At 39.9% G+C, this 21,021-nt stretch carries 22 protein-coding genes and 3 pseudogenes; 5 read left to right on the top strand and 20 right to left on the bottom strand.

The features are described 5' to 3' along the window. Positions 1–557: 557 nt before the first annotated feature. On the bottom strand, positions 558–1,124 hold the full coding sequence (locus tag PNEUHYL_RS13235) for a TetR/AcrR family transcriptional regulator (RefSeq protein ID WP_059365241.1): 567 nt from the start codon (positions 1,122–1,124) through the stop codon (positions 558–560). Between the two features lie 157 nt (positions 1,125–1,281). Between PNEUHYL_RS13235 and PNEUHYL_RS13230 the strand changes: the two genes are divergently transcribed. Further along, positions 1,282–1,737 carry a DUF411 domain-containing protein gene (locus PNEUHYL_RS13230; protein ID WP_059365240.1) on the top strand — a complete coding sequence of 152 codons (456 nt, stop codon included), beginning with the start codon at positions 1,282–1,284 and terminating at the stop codon, positions 1,735–1,737. A gap of 11 nt (positions 1,738–1,748) precedes the next feature. Beyond that, a pseudogene (locus tag PNEUHYL_RS13915) lies at positions 1,749–3,295 on the top strand (multicopper oxidase family protein). An 80-nt stretch (positions 3,296–3,375) separates the two neighbouring features. On the opposite strand, the gene PNEUHYL_RS13220 reads toward PNEUHYL_RS13915, so the two are convergent. From PNEUHYL_RS13220 to PNEUHYL_RS13195, 6 genes are all read right to left on the bottom strand, one after another. Then, positions 3,376–4,515 carry an NADH-dependent flavin oxidoreductase gene (locus PNEUHYL_RS13220; protein ID WP_059365238.1) on the bottom strand — a complete coding sequence of 380 codons (1,140 nt, stop codon included), beginning with the start codon at positions 4,513–4,515 and terminating at the stop codon, positions 3,376–3,378. A gap of 122 nt (positions 4,516–4,637) precedes the next feature. Then, positions 4,638–5,534, bottom strand: a complete 897-nt coding sequence (locus PNEUHYL_RS13215; protein ID WP_059366123.1) for a LysR family transcriptional regulator — start codon at positions 5,532–5,534, stop codon at positions 4,638–4,640. Between the two features lie 87 nt (positions 5,535–5,621). Further along, complete coding sequence (locus PNEUHYL_RS13210) at positions 5,622–6,089, bottom strand: GNAT family N-acetyltransferase (RefSeq protein WP_059365237.1); 468 nt, start codon at positions 6,087–6,089, stop codon at positions 5,622–5,624. An 8-nt stretch (positions 6,090–6,097) separates the two neighbouring features. Further along, positions 6,098–6,523, bottom strand: a complete 426-nt coding sequence (locus PNEUHYL_RS13205; RefSeq protein ID WP_059365236.1) for a MarR family transcriptional regulator — start codon at positions 6,521–6,523, stop codon at positions 6,098–6,100. Beyond that, the gene (locus PNEUHYL_RS13200) at positions 6,510–6,935 is read right to left on the bottom strand and encodes a PACE efflux transporter (RefSeq protein ID WP_059366124.1); all 426 of its coding nucleotides are present in this window, start codon (positions 6,933–6,935) and stop codon (positions 6,510–6,512) included. The genes PNEUHYL_RS13205 and PNEUHYL_RS13200 overlap by 14 nt, the downstream gene beginning before the upstream one ends. 97 nt (positions 6,936–7,032) lie before the next feature. After that, complete coding sequence (locus PNEUHYL_RS13195; protein ID WP_059365234.1) at positions 7,033–7,434, bottom strand: heavy metal-responsive transcriptional regulator; 402 nt, start codon at positions 7,432–7,434, stop codon at positions 7,033–7,035. Positions 7,435–7,506: 72 nt separating this feature from the next. Here PNEUHYL_RS13195 and PNEUHYL_RS13190 point away from each other — a divergent pair, with 72 nt between their 5' ends. After that, complete coding sequence (locus PNEUHYL_RS13190; RefSeq protein WP_059365233.1) at positions 7,507–8,118, top strand: cation efflux transmembrane domain-containing protein; 612 nt, start codon at positions 7,507–7,509, stop codon at positions 8,116–8,118. Between the two features lie 65 nt (positions 8,119–8,183). Here the strand turns inward: PNEUHYL_RS13190 and nudF are convergent, their stop codons facing one another. Together nudF and PNEUHYL_RS13180 are read right to left on the bottom strand one after the other, a co-directional pair. After that, positions 8,184–8,798, bottom strand: a complete 615-nt coding sequence (gene nudF / locus PNEUHYL_RS13185; RefSeq protein WP_059366125.1) for an ADP-ribose diphosphatase — start codon at positions 8,796–8,798, stop codon at positions 8,184–8,186. Positions 8,799–8,808: 10 nt separating this feature from the next. After that, positions 8,809–8,892, bottom strand: a pseudogene (locus PNEUHYL_RS13180) (phosphate-starvation-inducible protein PsiE); the annotation flags it as partial. Between the two features lie 420 nt (positions 8,893–9,312). On the opposite strand from PNEUHYL_RS13180, the gene PNEUHYL_RS13175 reads away from it, so the two are divergent. Beyond that, entirely contained in the window at positions 9,313–9,624 is a 312-nt protein-coding gene (locus PNEUHYL_RS13175; RefSeq protein ID WP_059365231.1) for a hypothetical protein, read from the top strand. A gap of 473 nt (positions 9,625–10,097) precedes the next feature. Here PNEUHYL_RS13175 and PNEUHYL_RS13170 read toward each other — a convergent pair whose 3' ends face one another. The 6 genes from PNEUHYL_RS13170 to PNEUHYL_RS13145 form a co-directional block, all read right to left on the bottom strand. Then, positions 10,098–10,313, bottom strand: coding sequence for a hypothetical protein (locus tag PNEUHYL_RS13170; protein ID WP_059366127.1), 216 nt, complete (start codon positions 10,311–10,313; stop codon positions 10,098–10,100). A gap of 120 nt (positions 10,314–10,433) precedes the next feature. Further along, entirely contained in the window at positions 10,434–11,888 is a 1,455-nt protein-coding gene (locus PNEUHYL_RS13165) for a hypothetical protein (RefSeq protein ID WP_059366128.1), read from the bottom strand. Beyond that, positions 11,849–12,967, bottom strand: a complete 1,119-nt coding sequence (locus PNEUHYL_RS13160) for a TniQ family protein (protein ID WP_059366129.1) — start codon at positions 12,965–12,967, stop codon at positions 11,849–11,851. Before PNEUHYL_RS13160 ends, PNEUHYL_RS13165 begins: the two co-directional genes overlap by 40 nt. Further along, positions 12,925–13,812 carry a TniB family NTP-binding protein gene (locus tag PNEUHYL_RS13155; RefSeq protein ID WP_059366130.1) on the bottom strand — a complete coding sequence of 296 codons (888 nt, stop codon included), beginning with the start codon at positions 13,810–13,812 and terminating at the stop codon, positions 12,925–12,927. The genes PNEUHYL_RS13160 and PNEUHYL_RS13155 overlap by 43 nt, the downstream gene beginning before the upstream one ends. Next, a complete protein-coding gene (locus PNEUHYL_RS13150) occupies positions 13,812–15,737 on the bottom strand; it encodes a Mu transposase C-terminal domain-containing protein (protein WP_059366131.1) in 1,926 nt (641 codons plus the stop codon). Before PNEUHYL_RS13150 ends, PNEUHYL_RS13155 begins: the two co-directional genes overlap by 1 nt. Further along, on the bottom strand, positions 15,730–16,392 hold the full coding sequence (locus PNEUHYL_RS13145) for a heteromeric transposase endonuclease subunit TnsA (protein ID WP_059366132.1): 663 nt from the start codon (positions 16,390–16,392) through the stop codon (positions 15,730–15,732). The genes PNEUHYL_RS13150 and PNEUHYL_RS13145 overlap by 8 nt, the downstream gene beginning before the upstream one ends. A 161-nt stretch (positions 16,393–16,553) precedes the next feature. Here PNEUHYL_RS13145 and PNEUHYL_RS13140 point away from each other — a divergent pair. Next, positions 16,554–17,225: pseudogene (locus tag PNEUHYL_RS13140) on the top strand (ATP-binding protein); the annotation flags it as partial. A 111-nt stretch (positions 17,226–17,336) separates the two neighbouring features. Here the strand turns inward: PNEUHYL_RS13140 and nfuA are convergent. From nfuA to PNEUHYL_RS13115, 5 genes are all read right to left on the bottom strand, one after another. Further along, a complete protein-coding gene (gene nfuA, locus PNEUHYL_RS13135) occupies positions 17,337–17,921 on the bottom strand; it encodes a Fe-S biogenesis protein NfuA (protein ID WP_059368782.1) in 585 nt (194 codons plus the stop codon). Between the two features lie 100 nt (positions 17,922–18,021). Then, positions 18,022–18,681, bottom strand: coding sequence for a DNA utilization protein GntX (locus PNEUHYL_RS13130; protein ID WP_059368897.1), 660 nt, complete (start codon positions 18,679–18,681; stop codon positions 18,022–18,024). Between the two features lie 41 nt (positions 18,682–18,722). After that, positions 18,723–20,090 carry a type IV pilus secretin PilQ gene (locus tag PNEUHYL_RS13125; protein WP_059368781.1) on the bottom strand — a complete coding sequence of 456 codons (1,368 nt, stop codon included), beginning with the start codon at positions 20,088–20,090 and terminating at the stop codon, positions 18,723–18,725. A gap of 8 nt (positions 20,091–20,098) precedes the next feature. Then, positions 20,099–20,488, bottom strand: a complete 390-nt coding sequence (locus PNEUHYL_RS13120) for a pilus assembly protein PilP (RefSeq protein WP_059368780.1) — start codon at positions 20,486–20,488, stop codon at positions 20,099–20,101. 3 nt (positions 20,489–20,491) lie between these two features. Beyond that, a complete protein-coding gene (locus tag PNEUHYL_RS13115; RefSeq protein ID WP_129582422.1) occupies positions 20,492–21,010 on the bottom strand; it encodes a hypothetical protein in 519 nt (172 codons plus the stop codon). Between the last annotated feature and the right edge of the window lie 11 nt (positions 21,011–21,021).

Raw genomic sequence — 21,021 nt, 5'->3', positions numbered from 1 at the left:
ACAATCTTTAAATGTAATGAATGTAGCACTGGCTATTTCGTGATGAAACAAGGTAAATTTGGTCAGTTTTGGGGATGCTCAGGATATGGAATCAAAGGCGATCAATGTACGAATACTCGTAAGTATTTTATGTAATATGCTATTTAGGGTTATTCAGGAAAGAACATATTTTTAATTTCAGATTCCCTGAAAGAAATAAAAATGTCAACTAATATTGCAGGATTTTTCCTTTGATACAACACAATTTTATTAAACTACTTATTAACGTTATTTCATTACAGAGTAACGGATAACTTTGACATCGATCTAAATTCCTTACTTATCTTTTATTGAGATTTTCGGGATTATTTACTAGTAAAAAATTTATCTTCAGAACGAGCCACCAATACAAGATTACCGCCTTTCTGTGCATGGATTTTTGCCAGTTATAAACCGATACCGTTTGATGCGCCTGTAATTAATGCTGTTTGTGTCATATGCAATCCCTATAAATAAATGATTAGTCAATCAATTAAATTTGTAAAAAATAAGCGGAATCTAACCGGCTTGTTTGTCTGTTAGTGATGAGAAATCGCTTTCCACATCATCGTAAAACCGAGCATTTTATAAATATCACGCTTGGTCGGTTCTTGTAAAATCTGTTGAATCGTCGCTTCAACCATCGCTTCCATCATTTTGATCGCAAACTCCAGTGGCGGAAAAAAGAGCTTATCCGCTTCCGCTGCGCTGAACATCCGTTGCATCGGTAAAAAGATCTGCTTCGCTTCTTGTCGGGTTTCTTCCGTAAGAATGGTTGAAACCTCTAACTGTTGCAAGGTTTGGCGCGCTTCTCGATGTTCAATACCCCAATCGATATAGTGATTCCATAAATGCAACAACTGCGATGCAAATTCCGCTTGCGGAAAATTCGGCATTACCGCTTGCGCAATGTGGCGTTTAATCTCCAAATAAGTGGCATTGAGCAACGTTTCTTTACTCTCAAAATAGGTAAATAATGATCCTGTTGCCACGCCGGCATTTTTTGCAATCAACGCCGTGGTTGCCGATAACCCTTGCGTTGCAATCGTCTGAATGGTTGCTTGAATTAAGGTGTTACGTTTATCCGAACTTAACGGACGAGCCATATCGATCCTTATTAAATGATTAATTAGTCATTTATTATAAAGAGGAAAAAAGAAAAATCAACCTATTTTGTAAAAATTGCAACATCGCCCTTGACCTTAACCCTAGGTCAAGCTTTAACATTGCGCCATTCAATCTCAATCAAAATAAGGACATCGTATGAAATTACATAAACTCACCCGCTCATTGTTGCTGTTAAGTTTAGGTCTCACGGCATTTGCCCAAGCGCAAACACTTTCAATGGAAGTGTGGAAAAGTCCAACTTGTGGCTGTTGTAATGAATGGATCAGCTATATGCAAAAAAACGGTTTTGAGGTTAAAGTCAACGAAACAGGCAATTATGATGCCCATAAGCGCTTTAACATTAAAGATGAACACGCTTCTTGCCACACGGCAGTGATTGATGGCTATGTGATTGAAGGACATGTACCTGTAGAGGATATCAAACGTTTACTCGCAGAAAAACCTGATGCCGTTGGTTTGTCCGCTCCTGGCATGCCGATTGGCTCACCCGGCATGGACGGTGAAGCCTACGGCGGACGTAAAGATCCTTATGATGTTGTTTTAATTAAGAAAAACGGTGAAAGTGAAGTGTTCAAATCCTATAACCAATAAGAGGCGAAAAAATGAAACGTCGAGATTTTTTACGTTATGGCATTGGGCTTAGCTTAGCCAGTAGCTCGCTTTATAGCCTTGCGAATATGATGAACCACGCACAACACGGCAATATGGCGATGATGCATTCAGCCCCTACTAGCTTAATGCCTGTCGAAGCGATGCCCTCAGGCTTATCACTCATGGTATATTACCAAAGCTTGCTAACCAATCCACTCAAGCTGGACTATTCAAAGCCACTTTAAAAGCAGAGCCCATTAAAATTCGCCTCGCAGACAATAAAGAAACGGAATTTTGGGCTTATAACGGACAGCTACCTGGGCCACAAATTGAAGTATTTGAAGGCGATACCGTAGAAATTGAATTTATCAATCACCTACCACAACCCACAACGGTGCATTGGCACGGTTTAGATGTGCCAAATGAAGCGGATGGTAACCCTATGGATATGATTGAACCACAAGGGAAAAAATCTATCGCTTTACTCTACCCGAAGGCAGTGCAGGTACATATTGGTACCATCCTCATCCACATCATTATGTTTCCGAGCAAGTCTATAAAGGCTTAGCAGGTACTTTCGTTGTGAAAGCAAAAAATGATCCGCTTGCACACCTTCCTGAACAACATTGGGTTATTTCTGATCTGCGTTTAAATGCCGATGGTACCATTCCACCAAACACGATGTTAGATTGGATGAACGGACGTGAAGGGGAATTTGTGTTAATCAACGGCCAATATCAGCCCCAAATTCAAGTGACAACGAATGAACGCCTCCGTATTTGGAATGCAACGAGCGCCCGTTATTTTCGTTTAAACATTCCAGGGGTGAAATGGATTGTGGTGGGGACAGAGGGCGGTTTACTTGAAAAACCACGCACGCCTGTTGATGAACTGCTACTCACACCTGCAGAACGCGTTGAAGTGATTATGGTGGGTGAAACGCAAGGCAAGGCCAATTTACAAAGTAGCTATTATGATCGCCGTAAAATGATGGTGGCAGGAACAGCCTAAAGATCTCACTTTAGCGACAATTCAGGTGAAACCAGAACCTGTTCAGTTACCTGAAAGCTTAAGAAGTTTGCCTAATTGGGACGAACCAAAACAGATTCGCCAAATTCACTTTAGTGAAAAAATGATGAACCACACCAATATGCCAATGATGGATCATACCAAACATAGCTCCGCTATGATTACGACAGACAATCCTCTTCCGCCCATGATGGACGGTATGTTCCTAATCAATGGACAAACTTTTGATATGAACCGCATTGATTTTGTTACGAAAGTCAATGACGTAGAACAATGGGAAATTTTCAATGAAAGCCATATGGATCATCCGTTCCATTTACACGGCACTCAATTTGAAGTGATTCAACATACATTAAACGGCAAAACCTTTAAACCAGAAGGCAGAGCGTTAAAAGATGTGGTCAATTTACGCCCTTATGAAAAAGTGATTATTCGCTTTAAGCAAGGACACTCGGGGTTGAAAATGTACCATTGCCATATTTTAGAACATGAAAATCTCGGCATGATGGGAATGTTTAAAGTGGAATAATCCACTAATGTGCAAGCGGTCAGATACTTGTGAAAATTTGCAAATTGCAAAATTCAGGCAAGATCTGACCGCTTGTTACATTAAATATCGCGCGGTGACCATGCCTGCCCGATAACTGGCGGAAGCCATGCGCCACCTTTCACACAGAAACTCCACAATAAATCTGGAATGCCGTAATGATCAGCTTTTTCAGGATCTAATTCAGCCACAATTTCGCTCTCCTTGCCTGTCGCAATGAGTGTCGCAATAGTCGGATTGATCATCACCGTTTTGCCTAGCGCAATAAATTCCGCCCAGCCGGTTTGATAAGCCTTTAAAATTTGCTCTGCAGTAAAGAGATTGCCGACACCAATCAGCGGTAATTTTCCACCAATTCGCTCGTGTACCAATTGCATACGAGTGAGAGACGTATCTGCGCCACGGCGCGCTTGCTTGTAAAAATCCCATAGCGAGATATGTAAATATTGCAACGGTTTTTCCACCAAGGCATCAATCAGCGCGAAAGTATCCGCCATGGTTAAACCGTTGTCGCCTGGTTCTTCCGGTGAAAAACGGTAGCCGATAATAAAATCAGGGCGTTGATGTTTTGCGCGCACGCCGACAACCGCCTCCACCACTGCCAGTGGAAACGCTAGACGTTTTTCAAGGCTACCACCCCACGCATCCGTGCGGCGATTGGTCTGTGCTGAATAAAACTGTTGGATCAAATAATTATTGGCACCATGAATTTCCACACCGTCAAAGTCTGCTCGAATCGCTAAATCTGTCGCATTACCAAAGGCTTGAATCAGAGAATGAATTTCCGCCTCGGTTAAAGCGCGTGCGCCTACTTCTGCGTTATCGCTTGGTGCTACTACATCTTTCCCGTGTAACAAATCCGGAATTGACTTATCGCCACCGTGGTGAATTTGCAAAATCGCTTTCGCGCCTTGCGCTTTAATCAGCGCAGCAGTACGCGTTAAGCTGTCTAAATGTTGTTCGGAAATCGCCTCAGGCTGTCCGTGAAAGGCTTTTCCGTTTTCAGCGACCAACGTTGCGGCAGTAATAAATAAGCCGATATTTTCTGCTCGGTTACTTAAAAAACGCTGTTCTTGCTCGCCTAAAGTACCATCTGCATTAGAGGCGAAATGCGTCATCGGCGCAACGGCTAAGCGGTTACGGATTTCAATGCCGTTATTTAAGATATAAGGTTGAAAAAGTGGGGTAAATGCTGGGTTCATATTGCTTTCCTTTATTCAATAAAACACGAAATTATTTACTCATTATAACGCACTATGCATTGAGCTATGGTAACTATTCTCTCTTATATTGATAGCTATAAACATACAAGCCAGCCTGTAGCCTAACCATATCTTTTTTTCAAAATTTCTGTTAAACAATCGAATACAAATAATACTCGAGGTGATGTAATAGTTTGATAGGGACGATACAAATACAGTTGCCATTTATCAATGGGGATTTCGGGGAACAGTTTAACCAACTCACCGCAGTCAAAATGCGGTTTGCAGAACAGTTCGCTGATAAAGCCGACCATGTTGCCCCGTAGCACCGCTTTTAGCTCACATTCAGGGTCGGAGCTGTAAAAAAGCACTTCTCTCGGTAGCAATTTTTGCTCGTCATTCATCGCTAAATCCCACGGACGACCTGTTTCCACGTTAATCGGCAAGGAAAATGGGAAATTGCGCTGCAAATCGTCTAAATCTTTTGGCATTCCCAATCGTTCCAGCAATTTCGGCGAAGCGACAATCCAATCTTGCAAATCGGCAATTTTGCGGATAATAAAATTCGGGTTCGGTTCAGGTCCGATACGTAAGCCGATATCAATGCGATGTGCCACCGCATCAAATTTGGTCATATCTTCACGCCAATCAATGACCAGTTGCGGATACGGTTCAAGTGCTTGCAATAATTCATCTAAAATCAAATCATTGTCTCGCCAGCGGGGAAAAGTAATCCGCACCACGCCTGCCATGTCGTCCGTTTGCTGTTTGCCCAATTTAAACAGATTGTCGGTGTCCGCCAGCAGTTGTTTCGCCTTAATCAAAAACTGCTCACCAAAACTAGTGAGCCGAATTTGGCGCGTATTCCGCTTAAACAGTTGCTCGCCTAACTCCTGTTCCAATTCCGCAATCACACGGGTCACCACCGACGGCGAAACCGCTAGCTGCATTGCCGTTTCCCGAAAACTCAACGTTTCGCTGGCAAGGCAAAAATATTTAATCGCATCGAGTTTGTTCATTGGATTGCTCCTTCTTCAAAAAGAGCGGTCAGATTTTTGATCACTTTGGCTATTGCAAAATCTTGTCAAAATCCGACCGCTCTTTCGTTATAGTTTCTGTTCCATCAAGGTCTTAAGTGGCTCAAGCCCTAAACGTTCATAGAAACGAAATGCCCCTTGATTGTCGTTCCAAACGTGCAACGTTACGCTATCGCAACCGTTCTCTTTGGCGTATGCCACCACGTGTTGATACAATTTCTCGCCAATTTTTTTACCCCGTTGCGAAGCGTCCACACAAAGGTCGTCAATGTACAACACTTTGCGATCAAATAACGCCGGAACGCCTTGTGTAATTTGATAAATGCAGAACGCATAGCCTTGCACCGTGCCGTTTTCATCTTCATACACAAAGATCGGTTTTTGTTCGTCTGCCATTAAAGCTAAAATTTCTTCATCATTGTATTTGCGTTTACCCGCTTGGAAAATATCAGGGCGAGCTTCAACGTGAACAGCGTGAACTTGGTATAACAACTCGGCAATACGAGCGACATCATCGGCTTTTGCAAGTCTAATCATGCTTTCTCCTAAATCGTGTTTAGCTGTGTAGCAAGTTGATTTAATACCAGTTCGGTATCATCAAGCAACTGCTCAAATTTCTCCATACCGAACTGCTGGCTTACTTGCAATTCTGCTTCGGTTAGCCGAGCAATAATCGGGTCGATAAAAATTTTACCGCTTGCACTTAAAGCAATCAACTTACTGCGTTTGTCGTTCTCATCAGGCAGAAAAACCAAAAAACCTTTTTGGTCTAGTTGTTTACAAACAGAGGTTACCGTTTGTTTCGGCAAACTCCATTTATCGCCAATAGCAGTAGGCGAAGTCGCACCATAGCGACCGATGGAATACAAAAAATGCAATTCATTTAAGGTGAGCTGGTGTTGCTTCGCTACACTAGCATAAATGCTCGACAGCTGCGCTGCCAGCTCCACCAATTTATCAAAGGGGTTCATTTTTACGCTCCAAAAATTTGACACGAGTAATGTCATAAAGCCAGTTAAACACCAAGGCATACAGCATAATCAGCAAACTCAAACCAATATCCGCTAAAAAGGCGTGCCACAGGCTTAAATCTAATAAATATGCAACTACGGGAATGGTAAACAGCAATAAGGTACACTCAAAGCAGACGGTATGCAAAATGCGTAATTTTAGGCTACGTTCTTCCCGTTTGCTGGTAAAAATTTTATCAAACACATAGTTAAAGAAGAAGTTAAGTATCATTGCTATTACAGACATGGCAATACCTGTTCCTGTGGCGGCTTCAAGGCTGAAATCTCCCACCAATAATACTGCAACCGCACCGATTGCCATTGCCCCAATTTCAAATAATACCGAGTGAAAAATACGTTCGTAAAAAGTCACAAAATAATCCTATATCGTACTAAATAAATGCATTATAGTACGATATAGGAGTAAATGCAACGCTATTTGCAAATTTCTAAGTAGATTTCACCGCTTTCTAATCTAACGCTTTAATCCCTTGAATAATTTGGCAATGGTCAATGTCTTCCGCCTGACAGTCAATTAATGGCTCAAGCAATGCTTTAATTTGATTGAGCTGATCGATTTGATGCTCAATTTGGATTAAATGCTGTTTCGTTAATTTATCCACCAGTTCGCAACGATTATGTGGATTAGTTTGCAACATGATTAGTTGCTTAATTTCCTCTAAGCGAAAGCCGATCATTCGACAGCTTTTAATAAAATGGAGCTGGTTGAGCTGTTTTTCACTAAACAAGCGATAGCCGTTTGGTTGCCTTGTTGCCGTATCAATTAGCCCCAGTTTTTCATAGTAACGAATGGTTTCCAAATTCACGCCACTTTCTCGGCTTAATTCACGGATTTTAAAAAATTTTGTCATGGATGCTTGACCCTGTAATTGCTACGGAGTTTATAGTTTACGCCAAGTTAAACTAAAACACACGGAGAGACTATGGCTTGTACGACTTCTTGCTGTACTTCATACAGTACACACCTTTCCCCTAAATATCGCAAAGCATTATGGATTGCTCTTGGACTAAATATCACTCTGTTTTTCATTGAAATCGTGATGGGCGTAAAATCGGGTTCTGTTTCTTTACTTTCGGATAGCTTAGATTTTTTTGGCGATAGCGCCAATTATGTGATTAGCTTGATCGTGTTGCCCATGGCGTTAAGTTATCGTGCCAAAGCCTCTTTATTAAAAGGAGCAACCATGGGTGGATTTGGCTTATTTATTTTAATCACAACCCTCTATCGTTGGGCTTATGGCGAACTGCCAAACCATAGTGAAATGAGTGTAGTCGGTGTGCTTGCCTTATTCGCCAACTTAACAGCCTTGTGGGTGCTTTATCATTTTCGTGATGGCGATAGCAATATGAAGAGTGTTTGGATCTGCTCCCGCAATGATGCGATAGGGAATATAGCTGTCATTTTGGCGGGGATTGCGGTCTATTTTACCCAGTCGAAATATCCCGATTTGATCGTTGCTTTCGTTTTGGCTTTATTAGCTCTGCAAGGTGCGAAAGAGATTATTACTAAGGCATTAATGGAATTGAAAGGATAAGAAAATAGCGGTGAGTTCCAGTAAAAAATTTACAAATTTTTAAGTGGATCTCACCGCTTGTATAGTTATTTCTGATATTTTTGATAATTCAACTGCAACCACTGTAAGCCCACAACAGCAATCACATTATCAATTTTCCCTTCAACAACCCATTGATACGCTTGCTCACGGCTCACAACGTGGACGAGAATATCCTCGCCTTCTTCTTCCAAGCCATAAACGCCGCCAACTTGGGTGCTATCGACTAAGCCTAAAAAGAGATGTAAACGCTCAACCGCACCACCTGGGCTGTCCCAAATGCTTAAGGCGCGTTCCACATTGCTGACGGTTAAACCTGCTTCTTCGTAGCTTTCACGGATAGCGACATTTTCTGGTGTTTCCCCTTCATCTACCATGCCTGCAATCAGTTCCACTAGCCAAGGGGATTGGTTGCTGGTTGGATCGTAAGCACCAATGCGAACTTGTTCGACTAACACTACGGCGTCTTTGACAGGATCATAGGCGATTAATGCAGCTGCGGCACCTTTAATCATTAATTCACGCACAATTTCACCGCTTACTCCACCATTAAATAACTTGTGGCGGAAATACATTTTTTTCATGGTGAAATGACCTTGATAAACCACTTCTTCTTTTAAAATCTCTAAATCTTTTTGTTGAAATTGATGAATTTTAGTCATGACTCTCTCCTTAGCTTTTACGTAAACGGTCGGTATGAACGACATAGAGTGCAACAACCATCACTAAAATGGCAAGAGCAAAAAGTAGCGTATAACGTGGACGTTTTTTGTAGATCTGATGACGAACTTTGTGCTTGTGGTAAGTTTCACTATTAAGTTGCAATACAGCATCATCCTGCGATTGCATAATTTCAAGTGCAGAGTGTAAGGTACTAAGACGTTCGTCTAAAAGTGTAAGATGTTCTACAACACGCTTACGTTCTCGTTGTAATTCTTCAATCTTAGTTGAAATCTGAGAAAAATAAATTGGTACTCGGCAAGTATTGTGAAACTTCATTCAAAATCACGGTTATAATATCAAACTTGAAATTGAATAAAATTGTCGCAAATTCACAATGGTTTGTAATTGTTCATTTGCGACATAATGGCGTCGATTACGTTCAGGTAAATTAAGAGCAGCCTCTTCAGAAGAAATAGAAAATATTAGAAAATATATTAAATGAGGGAAATTTATATGACTGAAGACTTAGATAATACAGGGTTAAAGGAAGTTTTATTTTATTCCATAGTGGATGAGTTTTTGATTTATAAGCATTCTAAAAAGTTTATTTCTACCTTATTTAGTCATCCTCCAGGAGAGTGGAGTGATGTTAATAAGATATTTAGAGATAATGGTTTTATATTTGGTTCTGAAGATTTAAATGTTAATGTAAGCTGGTTAAAGGATATTGATGGCTCTGATTCTCCTTATAGAATGCTCGTGTTTTTTGAGTCAGAAAATATGTTTTCTCAGGTCGTTGTTTTTAATGTAAATACTCTAGATTAATGTGGAGGATGTTTATTTTTGTGAGAATATAAATATTAATTTATTTTATGATCTTGTATTAAGTGGTAAGTTAGAAAGTAAAAATAATTTTGCTTTAGAAGAAACTTTTGATGATTTTATGAAAAGATGTATTAGAGGTAGAGAAAATCTATATTTCTATTTTAGATTATATAAAGATCATTATTTTAATTATGAAAATATACCTATTATAAAAACTATAAGCATAGAAAGATTTAATTCATTTTTGAGAGATCTTAAACTCTATTTAACTTAAATGGCGTTATTCCACAAAGTATGCTATTTATAATTTAATATTGTTAGAAGCCTTGAAAATAAATGTTTCTTTATCATAAAAATTATTTACAGCATACAATGTAGAACACAGGGGTAATACAAGCGGTTATTTATGATTAAATCTTTGCAAATTCTAGCGATAAATTTACCACTTATATTTGATACAAGTGGCTTTTCGATTACCCGAAAATATCCCTATCTATACGAAATAGCTTACGCCATTCACTAAGGTAATATTTTTCGAATCGATTTCCTTTAATGATAGCTAATCGCTTATCAAAGCGTCTTAATATATGTGGAATAGTGCCGATAACAATCATTTCATCGTTTTTCTGTTCCTCTTCAAGCCATTGTTTAAATTGAGCTTTTAAGGTTAAATTTTTTGTACTGTTCATGCTTCTCTCCAACTAGTTGATAGGTTAATAACTGGACGGCACTTTAACAGTTAAGCGATTTCTGTCGAGAAATGCGTTTCATTTTTTCGAGCAAGATCGCAAAAATAACATTTTTTCTCGTCAAAACTGCGGTTTTATGCGCAGATAGATGTCTTGTGGAAGGAAATAATCCTTCGTCTTATCACGGTAATAAGCCACACCATCTAGCAATACAATGGCATCAAGTTTTGGCTTTTTGATTTCGATACCGTGCAAGCTGTATAGTACCACTGATACCAATTCCATTTGTTCCGCTGCTGTTAATTCAGATTGTTTGTAGAGTTCGACTAAACGTTGAGAATAACGTTTTTTGAGCAGTTTAGCTTTCATCTGCTGAATTAGGTTACGGTCAATCACTAAATCACATTGATATTCGGATTTGAGGTGATTGATAAAGCCTGTAATGGCTGCCGTTTGCCCTGCTTTCTCAACGAGATAGCCGTTTAATTGTTCTTGCGTTGGGTAGTCCTTGATTGCTTGAGAACTGATTAAGTCAATCGCCGGTTGCAAAGCTAAACGCACCGATTTAAGTGATGTTTTTCCGCTATCAAATCGTTGCTGTAACATTTGGTAGTAGGTGGCGATACAAGGCACGGATTCTTTTAACTTTTTGAATAAGGCTTGTATGCGCTCCAGTTCAGCTAAATCATCTTTCAACGTTTCATCTACAACTACTTGATTGGTATCAAGTAACCAACGTAATACGGTTAAATTTGCACGCAAACCATTTGGCTTGAAGTGCATAACTAATGCCGCATAATCAGGGATTTTCTGCCACTTATCATCGCAGTCAATAAAAAACTGCATAAAGTCTGTTCCCTTATGCAAGGCGACGCTAATACTACATTTTCGCATATACCAAAAAATGAATTTTTTGTAGGCGGTTTTAATCGCCTTACTGCGAAAGAGATGCACGTTCAATCGAATGAGATTAAAGAGCAAGGTTCGTCTTGCACAATCAGGGCAAACATTGCCATAGCCTGACGGCATTTCACTTTTGCATTTAGGGCAAGTCGAGATAAGCTGTTCATCGCATTTCTTGCATAATTGCTTTTCTTGGTTGTGTACTTTGCGATAGCGATTACAATTTTTGCACGTTGCGAAAGTGTATCGCCGATAGCAAGATAAGCAAACAGATTGATTCGTAACAGGCGAACGGTATCTATCACGGGTCATTTTACCACATTCTGAACATTCTTTTTCTTCTCGGAAGTAACGAACGCACGAACTGCATACAGTACCGTAGCGGCTTATCATACCAATTTCAAATGTACCGGCGGTTTTACCACAACGCACACAATCGCTATACTTTTCACATTCAAGACAAAATTCGCCTTTACGGTGAATACGTTTAAGCTGACCGCACCCTTTGCACGTTTTCTTTCTAAACCATTGGGCGTAACAGTTCGCACAATAATATTCCTCTTTGAATTTGCGTGTTACTTGGTTTTTGCCACAAATAGAGCAACTGTTTTTAGCGTAAATTCGGGTAATATTCATATTGCAATTTGTAATTGGCGTTTTAATCGTTCCCATTGACGGTTGAGCGTTAAAATAGAATCGGTTTTAGGCTTAGATTTAGCGATTTTGCATGTAACGGTTTTGCCCTCTAAAGCGTATTTAAAGAGAGGGGTAAGCTGTGTAGGATAAACCTCAAAGGAGAATGCGTTTTGTGTAATGCCACTTTGTTTGATGGCTTGAATAAGCACCTCACGGGATAATTGAAGTATTTTAACCACATTCACAACAAAATTCTTACGTTCTTCAACGGGAAGTTGCTCAAAGGCAAGGGCGGTTTTCGTTTGGCATAATTCTGCTTGGGGAATCCCTAACTGTTCAATAAATCTTGCGAGTGCGTGAGAGGGTTTCATCACGGCGGCACGTCTGATTAAATTGATAAAGTAACGCAATATCGCAAAATAAGTTTGAGCATTTACCGGTTGCTGAAAACAATATCCGGAATTAGTCTTTAACACATCATCAAGCAAAGCAAGCATATCAATTTCAAGTTGAGTGAGCTTACTTTCTGATACCGTTAATGTTTCACCGCAACAGTGGCAATGATTCAATTGTCGTTTGTCGGCGGAAAGCAAGTGGGGCTGATAAGGCTCACCGCAATCAGGGCATTTCTTTTCAAGTAGTGTTTGATGTTCCAAACACCCAAAATTCCACGCTAAACGCCATTCATTGCGCAAGTAAGGCGATTGCCCTAGACAGCAAGCACAATAGGGCTGACCGTTGCGATAAGTGCGATTGCGAGAGCTTCTTGAAATCACCCACTTAGCTTGACCTTTTATCAACGTCTTTTCACCGTTTATCGGCTGTAAAATTGAAGAAAGCGAATGGGGAGTTAAATCGACCTGACGATTTAACGATAACTCCGCAATATCTTCGTAAATATGTGGTGCGATAAGCTCAAACCCTCTATCTAAATCGAACGTCCATAAACGCCATTTTTCCCAATAAAAGCCAGTGAAAACGATTGGCTCCGTACCGCAATCTAATGCAGCACGAATAAGCCACGAACTGATGCTTTCGTTCGGGTAAAGTGGTGTGCGAATTACGCCTGATTTTATCCGATAATTTTTCGGAAACCCTGTGTCGGTTGTACCCACGAATTTTTCTCAATAATCTCTAATGTGACTTGCTCTGTTCCTGATGTAATCGCTTCTATTGTGCACGCAGTCAGTAAGCGATGTACATTCCCTAAATTACCGCCTGAAATGGTGTGTATTTTGGTTGCCAATTCCGGCGATTGTAGGTTTGAACATTTCTTTAAAGGCAAAATACCTTGAAACTGGAATAACAGCTTTTGAAATTCCTTATCCAACTTCCACGTTGGCAATTCCGCAACATCAAAACGGCTTGCATGTTGTGGATCCGTATGTAATACACGAATCGCATCGCGCGTACCGACTCCAACAATTGGGATTTGCAACTCGTTACAAAGCATCTTGATCGCGTTCATCACTTGGCGTTGTAAGCGAGGTGTTCCAACAAGCAAAGAGTGAAATTCATCAATAATTAACATTTTTACCCTGAACTCTCGGAATAGATGGATAGTTTGATAGCGAAGTTTCACCACACTATCTGTCGATTTATATGGCACATAGAACCGCTCCAATAATGAGATGTATAATTCTTTTTCATTGGCGCTTGGTGGAGCTTCCGCAAGAAGAATCGGGTAAATCGCATTAGAATCGCTATCAATATAAGATTGACCGTACAAATCAACAAATCGGCGAATCAATGTTGTCTTCCCATTATTCGAATCCCCTACAATTAACAAATTCAACATCCGCGGTCTTTTAGGTTTATTCATTAAAGAAACCAAAGTATCCATAATATCTTTGGCAACACCATAACCTAACCATCGTGGTTCATCTAAGAATGCAATCCTATCTTCATTGCTTGCCTGCACGAGATGACGGAATTTTTCATGAATGTGTTCGTACTGCATTAGTCCACCTCCCCAAAAGATAAGCTCTCATCATCTAAAGCAAGCAAATTCGATGTCACAACAATTGGTGCTACAACCTTAGTTTCCACTTTCGTTTCAATAATCGGCTTACTTGCTTTGTGCGTTTTTTGTCGTTCAGCCTGACGGCGTGCTTTTTTCGTCCGTTGAGCCGATTCAGCAACCATTTCACGCATCTCGGTTAAACCGTCTAAAACTTGTTGCTCGTTGATATATTTATCACCTTTATTCGCAATTCGGCTACGAACCTCTCTATATTCCCAAATGCTCATTTCGGGCATTGCCTGATTTGCAAATGGAATTGGGAAGTAACGTTTTAATTTCGGATCATAAAACCAAATTTTGCTGATATTTCGCGGGTCTCGGCGGAACAGAAATTCCTTAGATTTACCGCTTTCATCTGAATCACTGATATACATATTTAGTGCAACATCGTAATAACGAAGTCCGTCAATTGTTACACCATTATGCTGAATGGTACGAGTGATACTTGGCAAGAAATCAAGTAGTAGTGTTTGTTCATCAACAGGAAGTTGCGGATAACCACATCCCACCTCATTTTCATCTCCAAAAATACCAATCTTCCATTTTTGTTCAGGAGAAATGCCTAAAGCAGAATGCACGCGTTTGTGGTAAACATTCACAATGTAATGCACCAACCATTTTTCAAACTCATCGAGAGTCATAATGGCTTCTTTTTCCGAATCGTAAGAGTCGCGCTCTTTGATGTTGGAGAATGTTGTTCCAGCTAAACTGTGAACTTCTTTCATAAATGTACCGATGACACGCTCAATATGTCCGCCATATTCAGGTCTCCCCATCGGTCTAAATTCAAGATGGATCCCGTGTGCAGAACAAGATTTGGATAAATCCAAGGCCTGAAAATCGGGGCCATTATCCACATGCACTTTCACTGGGTAGCCAAAAGCATTCCATTCTGAACCCTGCAAACCTAAATCAAGCAGTAGGCGTTCTTTCGGCAAAATGCCACGTGCAATACACATTGCCACCGAAGTTACAGATGGCGCATCAAGTGAAAGGTAATAACCAACAATCATTCTGCTGTATATATCTATCGCAACCGTCAAAAACGGTCGGCCAATCGGTTTGCGATACTTACTATCCACAATAATTAGGTCAACTGGTGTATGGTCAATTTGTACCACACTCAATGGATAATCCGCATCAGGAAAGCTATTTGGCTTCGGCTTAAATTTGTTGCGTGCCTTTTCTCGTTGCCCGCGTTTCCGTAATCGCTCTTCCTCTGAAATATGCAAAATACGCATACGGATGGTTTCTTTGCTTGGGCTTTCCACTTTTTCAATTTTGCATCGGCGGCGAATTTCTCTAATGGTTTGCTCAGTAGTTGGGCGTTGTTTATGTAGGTAAAATTCATTGATTACCTGCACGATCAGCTTGTCTTGCTCTGGCGTTAAACGGGAATTTCCTTGTTGCCATCCACGTTTTTGATCGACTAAACCTGCGATAGATCCTATGGAATTATAGGCTTGTAACCAACGGTATAATGTACGAGGGTTCACCCCAACATCTTCTGCACGAGCCTTAACTGCGTAAGGCCGATGTTGATCCATCCCTAATAACGGTTTAATTGCCTCATATTTTTGTTGGGCTTTCTCCCAATATTCATTGCTAATAGCAGTTAAATCCACAGACAGATCCGTTCGCTCGTTCATTTTGAAATTTTCAAGCTGATGAATACTGACGACTTTGGTTGTCCGAGTGTTGAGATTACGAACAAGCATTTGAGATGGCTCATCCATATAATCAACTAATTCATACTGTTCCCCATCTTCTCTATTTAGATACACGTTTCCTTTTTGCAAAATAATACGACCGCGATCTAATCGGTGATGATAGCGCTTTTCCGTAAATCCAGAGTTACTCATCGTTATTCCCCCATACCTCTGTAAATTCATTAAGTGGTAAAAACCAGTTACAATGCAGTTGCTTCGTTGCCAATAAATGATAGATGATTTGTAATCCTCTCATGCGATATAGAGAGCCAGCAAAAAATCGAGAGAGCAAATAATCAATAGTGGTATTTCCCATCAATTTTACTTGAGCTAAAATTGCATCTATATCTTCTTGTTCACAAAGTGTCCTCTTATAACGTTGAACATGATTGATATTAAATAGTGCAAGATGCCTAATTCGATCTTCATCGTACACATGGAATACATAGCCATTTTCTTGACAAAAACGTATTGCAGCTTTCCATTTTTGTTTCCATTCTTTCCAGTGTTTTTGCCATTTTGTTTTTGGTTTAACCTCGATTAACAGTGGTTTTCGCCCATCTGTAAATGACAAGAAAAAGTCTGGTGTATAGTTATAAGTGATCCCATTCTTTACGAAAGGTAGAGTAATAGGCTGTGGGATGATTTCATCTACTGATGGCAGATAAGTGAAATACATCAAAAAATCACGTTCCAAAGTCGATTCATAAGGGATACTCGTTCCGTTTTTAAAAGGAATATGACCCGATACACTCATCCAAGTGGGCTTAATTTTTCTAACCTGTTGAAAATTATGTGTTTTTCCCATAATAATTTGACACCTATTTCATGTTTTTTAAAAAATTTGACAGCTATTTCTAGTTTTTGCGACATTTATTTCTAGTTTTTATACCGTAAAAAATAGGATAAAACCTTATCCTTTCGTTGAATGTATAGCTAATTATGACATTTATTTCTAGTTTTGACAGAGGCACTATTCCCAAACCGGGAGAAATTTCCTTGGCACATAATGGCGTTCTGTTTTTAGACGAATTACCGGAATTTGAGCGAAAAGTACTTGATGCCCTGCGTCAACCTCTAGAAAGTGGCGAAATTGTTATCTCACGAGCCAATGCCAAAATTCAATTTCCTGCACGCTTTCAATTGGTTGCAGCAATGAATCCCAGCCCAACCGGACATTATACCGGCACACATAACCGCACTTCACCCCAACAAATCATGCGCTATTTAAACCGCCTATCCGGGCCATTTTTAGATAGGTTTGATTTATCTATTGAAGTACCGTTACTACCACAGGGGAGTTTACAACATTCGGACAATCGAGGCGAAACCAGTGAACAAGTGCGGGAAAAAGTATTAAGAGTACGGGAAATTCAATTAGCCCGAGCCGGAAAAATCAATGCTTATTTAACCAGTAAAGAGATTGAACGGGATTGTAAATTAGATGAAAAAGAAGCGTTATTTCTTGAAAACACATTAAATAAACTCGGGCTTTCCGTACGAGCCTACCATCGTATTCTGAAAGTCTCACGCACCATTGCCGATCTTAATGGAGAAAAACAAATTTCCCAACTTCATTTAGCAGAAGCATTGGGCTACCGTGCAATGGATCGATTACTACAAAAATTAAGCCATGCGTAACCATATTCTAGAAACATAGGATAAACCTGAAAATTCTTGTTTATTACTGTCTTGAAAAATCTAAGGGCGTATATAACGCCCTTAGATTAGAAATAATCAATAACAAATAACTTAATAATAAGAATGTTCCCCACGCTGATGCTCGGTAACATCTTTCGCCCCTTTTAATTCATTAGGGAATAAGCCGACCAGTTGTTTTTCTACGCCATCTTTTAATGTTACATCCACCATCGAACAACCATTACAACCACCACCGAATTGTAGAACGGCATAGCCGTCTTCCGTAATTTCAATCAATGTGATTCGACCACCGTGGCTTGCCAATTGTGGGTTTATTTGGGTTTGAATGACATACTCTACACGTTCAATTAATGGTGCATCGTCCGCCACTTTACGCATTTTCGCATTTGGTGCTTTTAACGTAAGCTGCGCGCCCAATTCTTCCGTCACATAATCAATTTCAGCTTCTTCCAAAAAAGGTAAACTCACCTCATCAACAAAGGCGGAAAAAGTATCATATTTCATTTCTACATCACTTTCTTCTACTGCATTTGGTGGGCAGTAGGACACACCACACTCCGCATTTGGCGTACCCGGGTTCACCACAAAAATACGAATATTTGTGCCCTCTTCTTGGGTATCCAATAATTTGCGAAAATGTTCCTGCGCCGCTTTTGAAATAGCAATTTGTTCCATAAATATTCCTTAATACTTGAGAAAATTTGTCAGAAATGATACGCCTACCTCAGTATTTTTTCCACTTTTTTATCACAATCACTCTTATCATTTAACCCGATTAAACGCGTGCCAGCCCCCATACTTGAATTTCCCGAACACCGAGACTACGCAATAATTTCGCAATCTCATTGAGTGTACTTCCCGTAGTAATCACATCATCTAGCAAAGCTACTCTCTGATAGGGAAAAGGTTTGGAAAGATCGATTTTAAACGCGTTTTTCAAATTCTGACGACGTATCGCAGCACTTAAGCCACGCTGGGTATGCGTATGTTTCACACGTTTAACAATATGGGATAGACAAGGAATTTCAAGCCATCGACTGATAGTTTTCGCCAATAAATCCGCTTGATTATAGCCACGTTGCCATTGACGAAGATGATAAAGTGGCACCGGAATAATTGCTTGAGGAAAGGTTAAACCATGGTTACGCCTTGCCTCATAAACAGACAATAAAAGCAAACAAGCCAAAGTACGATCAAGCCAAAATTGTTTTTGATATTTGAAACGATGAATTAAACGGGAAAGCGATTCGTCATAGTGTCCAACAATTACCATGCGATCCCAAGCAAATTCATTATTTCCACAACGACCACAATAGCGGCTGAAATGTTGCAATGGCGCACCACAGCCACCGCAATAGACATATTGTTTAATTTGTCTTTGACAAGTCGAACACAATCCATTTTGACCTTGTTTTAATGAGGATTGGCACAGCATGCAATTAAACCGAAAAAACGCACTAAAATCTAACTGCACTTTTATTTCCTTTTATCTGCCGTTTTTTGTTTCAATCCTTTTAAACTTTCGCCTTGTTTTAAAATACGCGGCGTAACAAAAATGACCAATTCACGTTTTTGGTGACGTTCACTTTCTTTACTAAATAAATGCTTTACCAGTGGGATATCGCCCAATACTGGAACTTTATCAATCCCTTTCGTGATCGTGTCATGAAACACCCCGCCCAATACGATGGTTTCGCCATCTTTCGCAAAAACCTGAGTATTAATTTCCTGTTTATCGATGGACACAATCTCGTTATTTTGTTGCCCATAGGATATTCGATTACCCGGTGAGTTTTGACTAACCAATAAATCAAGTAGGATATTGTTATCCTTGGAAATATGCGGTGTCACTTCTAAGCCTAATACAGCCTCACGAAATTCAACGGTTTGTATATCACTTTTGCCCTTGACGACATAAGGAATCTCAGTACCTTGCTTAATACTTGCACTTTTTTTATTCGTTGTCAGTAACCTTGGACTGGCTATAATCTCTACGTTATTTTCACGTTCAAGTGCGGTTAATTCCAAATCCAATAATCTCCCGTTAATTTTCGCCACTTGCAATGCGAGAGAACCAGCAGGAGTAGTACTCGTTGCAAAATTGATATTTAAATTATCCGCTATATTGGCAAAACCGTTAGCAGCAAGGCTACCGCCCACCCGATGCGCATTCTCCGTTGGCGTAAAAATTCCCCAACGCACACCTAATTCTTTAAGACTTTCATCCGTAATGGTTACAATGCGAGCTTCAATAGCGATTTGTTCAATAGGTTTATCTAACTCAGCAATGAGTTTTACCAGATTTTTAACGGATTTTGCGTCATCTTGAATGATTAATAAATTACTGCGATCATCAAAAGCAATACTTCCTGAAGCAGACAATAAAGACCCACTACCGGTGGTGAGCGATTTCATCACCTCTGACGCTTTCGCAAAATTCAATTTAATTGTTTTGCTCACAAGAGAAGGTTCAATCTGCTTTATGTTCGCCAACACTTCGTTCTCTGTGGGCTGCAATGACGTTTCAGAGAAAACCACGTCCTTTTTTCCTAAATAATAAATATCATCTTCCAGCCGTAACGAAAGCCCTTTCATTTTTGCAACAGAACGCAATACACGATCAAAATCTACATTATCTAATTGTAATGAAAGCGAATCGTCCAATGCATCATCAATAATTAAATTAGCTCCTTGCACTAAAGCAAGTTCTTGTAAGGCTGACACCATCGGCGCCTGTTTCAAACGAATAGAAAAAACCTGATTTTCCTTAAACTCTGCCGCTACCTCATTGCCACAACAAAAACACAGAAAAAAGAGACCGCACTTTTTTATCCACACTTTCATATTTTCTCCTAGAATCGAAGATCAAGCTGATCTGTTTGTTCACATCGTCCCGATTTTGAATACTGCAAATGAACGCTATCTTTGTGAATCTGTTGCAACAGATACCCTTCCTGCCCCAAACGCTGCCCTTGTTTAACAACAATTAATTGCTGATTAATATCTAAAAACAATGCCTTAGGCGACTGTTTATAGAGAATGACCCCAACCAGTTTTAGCCGATTAAAAGGGCTTTCAGACGCAAAAGAAGGTTCATTAAAAGCACATTTTGTTGTCTGTGTTTTAGCCCCTTCTATTAGCTTCTCCGGTTGCCGTTGCGAATGATTAAAAGGATCGACTGCGATAACATTTAGGCTGACAAAAAGACAACATAAACTAAGTAAATGACAAAATATTGGCACGTTCTATTCCTCAATGTTGAGTGGTAAAATTAAGTGACATTGCACTCTCCCTCCTTCCACTTTTTGCATATCCAATTGCGCAAAAAAAAGCGCCTTTTGCTGCGTTAAAAGTGCAGTAAGAAAATTATGTAAATATTGAAAATATCCTTCCAATTGAATCTGTAAAACAGGACGGGATGAGAAATCCCATTGATAAGCAACGAGTTCAACCTCATCATTTAGCAGATCATGGATCTGCTCATCCAATGCAATAATCCGTTTGGTTAATTGCGGAGATAATTCATGCCGCTCAGAATGCTGTTTGAGCGTAGCAAGCAATTTTTCTTGGTGTGTTAATTCGGTAGATTGTTTTATCACCTCTAGTGTGATCGCTTGCCGCTGCCAATAACTTTGCCAAAGATCTAAAACAACGGAAAAATTGACCGCACTTAGACAACATATAAAAAATCCCCAGTGATAAATTTTTGGCAGCATTAATCCTCTTTCAACAAAGGGATAACGTTGCTTGATGAACCTTTTCACTTTTTGTTCCT

It is taken from the genome of Rodentibacter caecimuris (assembly GCF_001019715.1).
Classification (GTDB): Bacteria; Pseudomonadota; Gammaproteobacteria; order Enterobacterales; family Pasteurellaceae; genus Rodentibacter; species Rodentibacter caecimuris.
This window is presented reverse-complemented; position numbering and strand designations above follow the sequence as displayed.

What these genes read in the sequence shown, in the direction of transcription:
- PNEUHYL_RS13235 (WP_059365241.1), bottom strand. Translation starts at nt 1,124, where the DNA reads ATGGCTCGTCCGTTAAGTTCGGATAAACGTAACACCTTAATTCAAGCA.
- PNEUHYL_RS13230 (WP_059365240.1), top strand. Translation starts at nt 1,282, where the DNA reads ATGAAATTACATAAACTCACCCGCTCATTGTTGCTGTTAAGTTTAGGT.
- PNEUHYL_RS13220 (WP_059365238.1), bottom strand. Translation starts at nt 4,515, where the DNA reads ATGAACCCAGCATTTACCCCACTTTTTCAACCTTATATCTTAAATAAC.
- PNEUHYL_RS13215 (WP_059366123.1), bottom strand. Translation starts at nt 5,534, where the DNA reads ATGAACAAACTCGATGCGATTAAATATTTTTGCCTTGCCAGCGAAACG.
- PNEUHYL_RS13210 (WP_059365237.1), bottom strand. Translation starts at nt 6,089, where the DNA reads ATGATTAGACTTGCAAAAGCCGATGATGTCGCTCGTATTGCCGAGTTG.
- PNEUHYL_RS13205 (WP_059365236.1), bottom strand. Translation starts at nt 6,523, where the DNA reads ATGAACCCCTTTGATAAATTGGTGGAGCTGGCAGCGCAGCTGTCGAGC.
- PNEUHYL_RS13195 (WP_059365234.1), bottom strand. Translation starts at nt 7,434, where the DNA reads ATGACAAAATTTTTTAAAATCCGTGAATTAAGCCGAGAAAGTGGCGTG.
- PNEUHYL_RS13190 (WP_059365233.1), top strand. Translation starts at nt 7,507, where the DNA reads ATGGCTTGTACGACTTCTTGCTGTACTTCATACAGTACACACCTTTCC.
- nudF (WP_059366125.1), bottom strand. Translation starts at nt 8,798, where the DNA reads ATGACTAAAATTCATCAATTTCAACAAAAAGATTTAGAGATTTTAAAA.
- PNEUHYL_RS13175 (WP_059365231.1), top strand. Translation starts at nt 9,313, where the DNA reads ATGACTGAAGACTTAGATAATACAGGGTTAAAGGAAGTTTTATTTTAT.
- PNEUHYL_RS13170 (WP_059366127.1), bottom strand. Translation starts at nt 10,313, where the DNA reads ATGAACAGTACAAAAAATTTAACCTTAAAAGCTCAATTTAAACAATGG.
- PNEUHYL_RS13165 (WP_059366128.1), bottom strand. Translation starts at nt 11,888, where the DNA reads ATGGGAACGATTAAAACGCCAATTACAAATTGCAATATGAATATTACC.
- PNEUHYL_RS13155 (WP_059366130.1), bottom strand. Translation starts at nt 13,812, where the DNA reads ATGCAGTACGAACACATTCATGAAAAATTCCGTCATCTCGTGCAGGCA.
- PNEUHYL_RS13150 (WP_059366131.1), bottom strand. Translation starts at nt 15,737, where the DNA reads ATGAGTAACTCTGGATTTACGGAAAAGCGCTATCATCACCGATTAGAT.
- PNEUHYL_RS13145 (WP_059366132.1), bottom strand. Translation starts at nt 16,392, where the DNA reads ATGGGAAAAACACATAATTTTCAACAGGTTAGAAAAATTAAGCCCACT.
- nfuA (WP_059368782.1), bottom strand. Translation starts at nt 17,921, where the DNA reads ATGGAACAAATTGCTATTTCAAAAGCGGCGCAGGAACATTTTCGCAAA.
- PNEUHYL_RS13130 (WP_059368897.1), bottom strand. Translation starts at nt 18,681, where the DNA reads ATGCTGTGCCAATCCTCATTAAAACAAGGTCAAAATGGATTGTGTTCG.
- PNEUHYL_RS13125 (WP_059368781.1), bottom strand. Translation starts at nt 20,090, where the DNA reads ATGAAAGTGTGGATAAAAAAGTGCGGTCTCTTTTTTCTGTGTTTTTGT.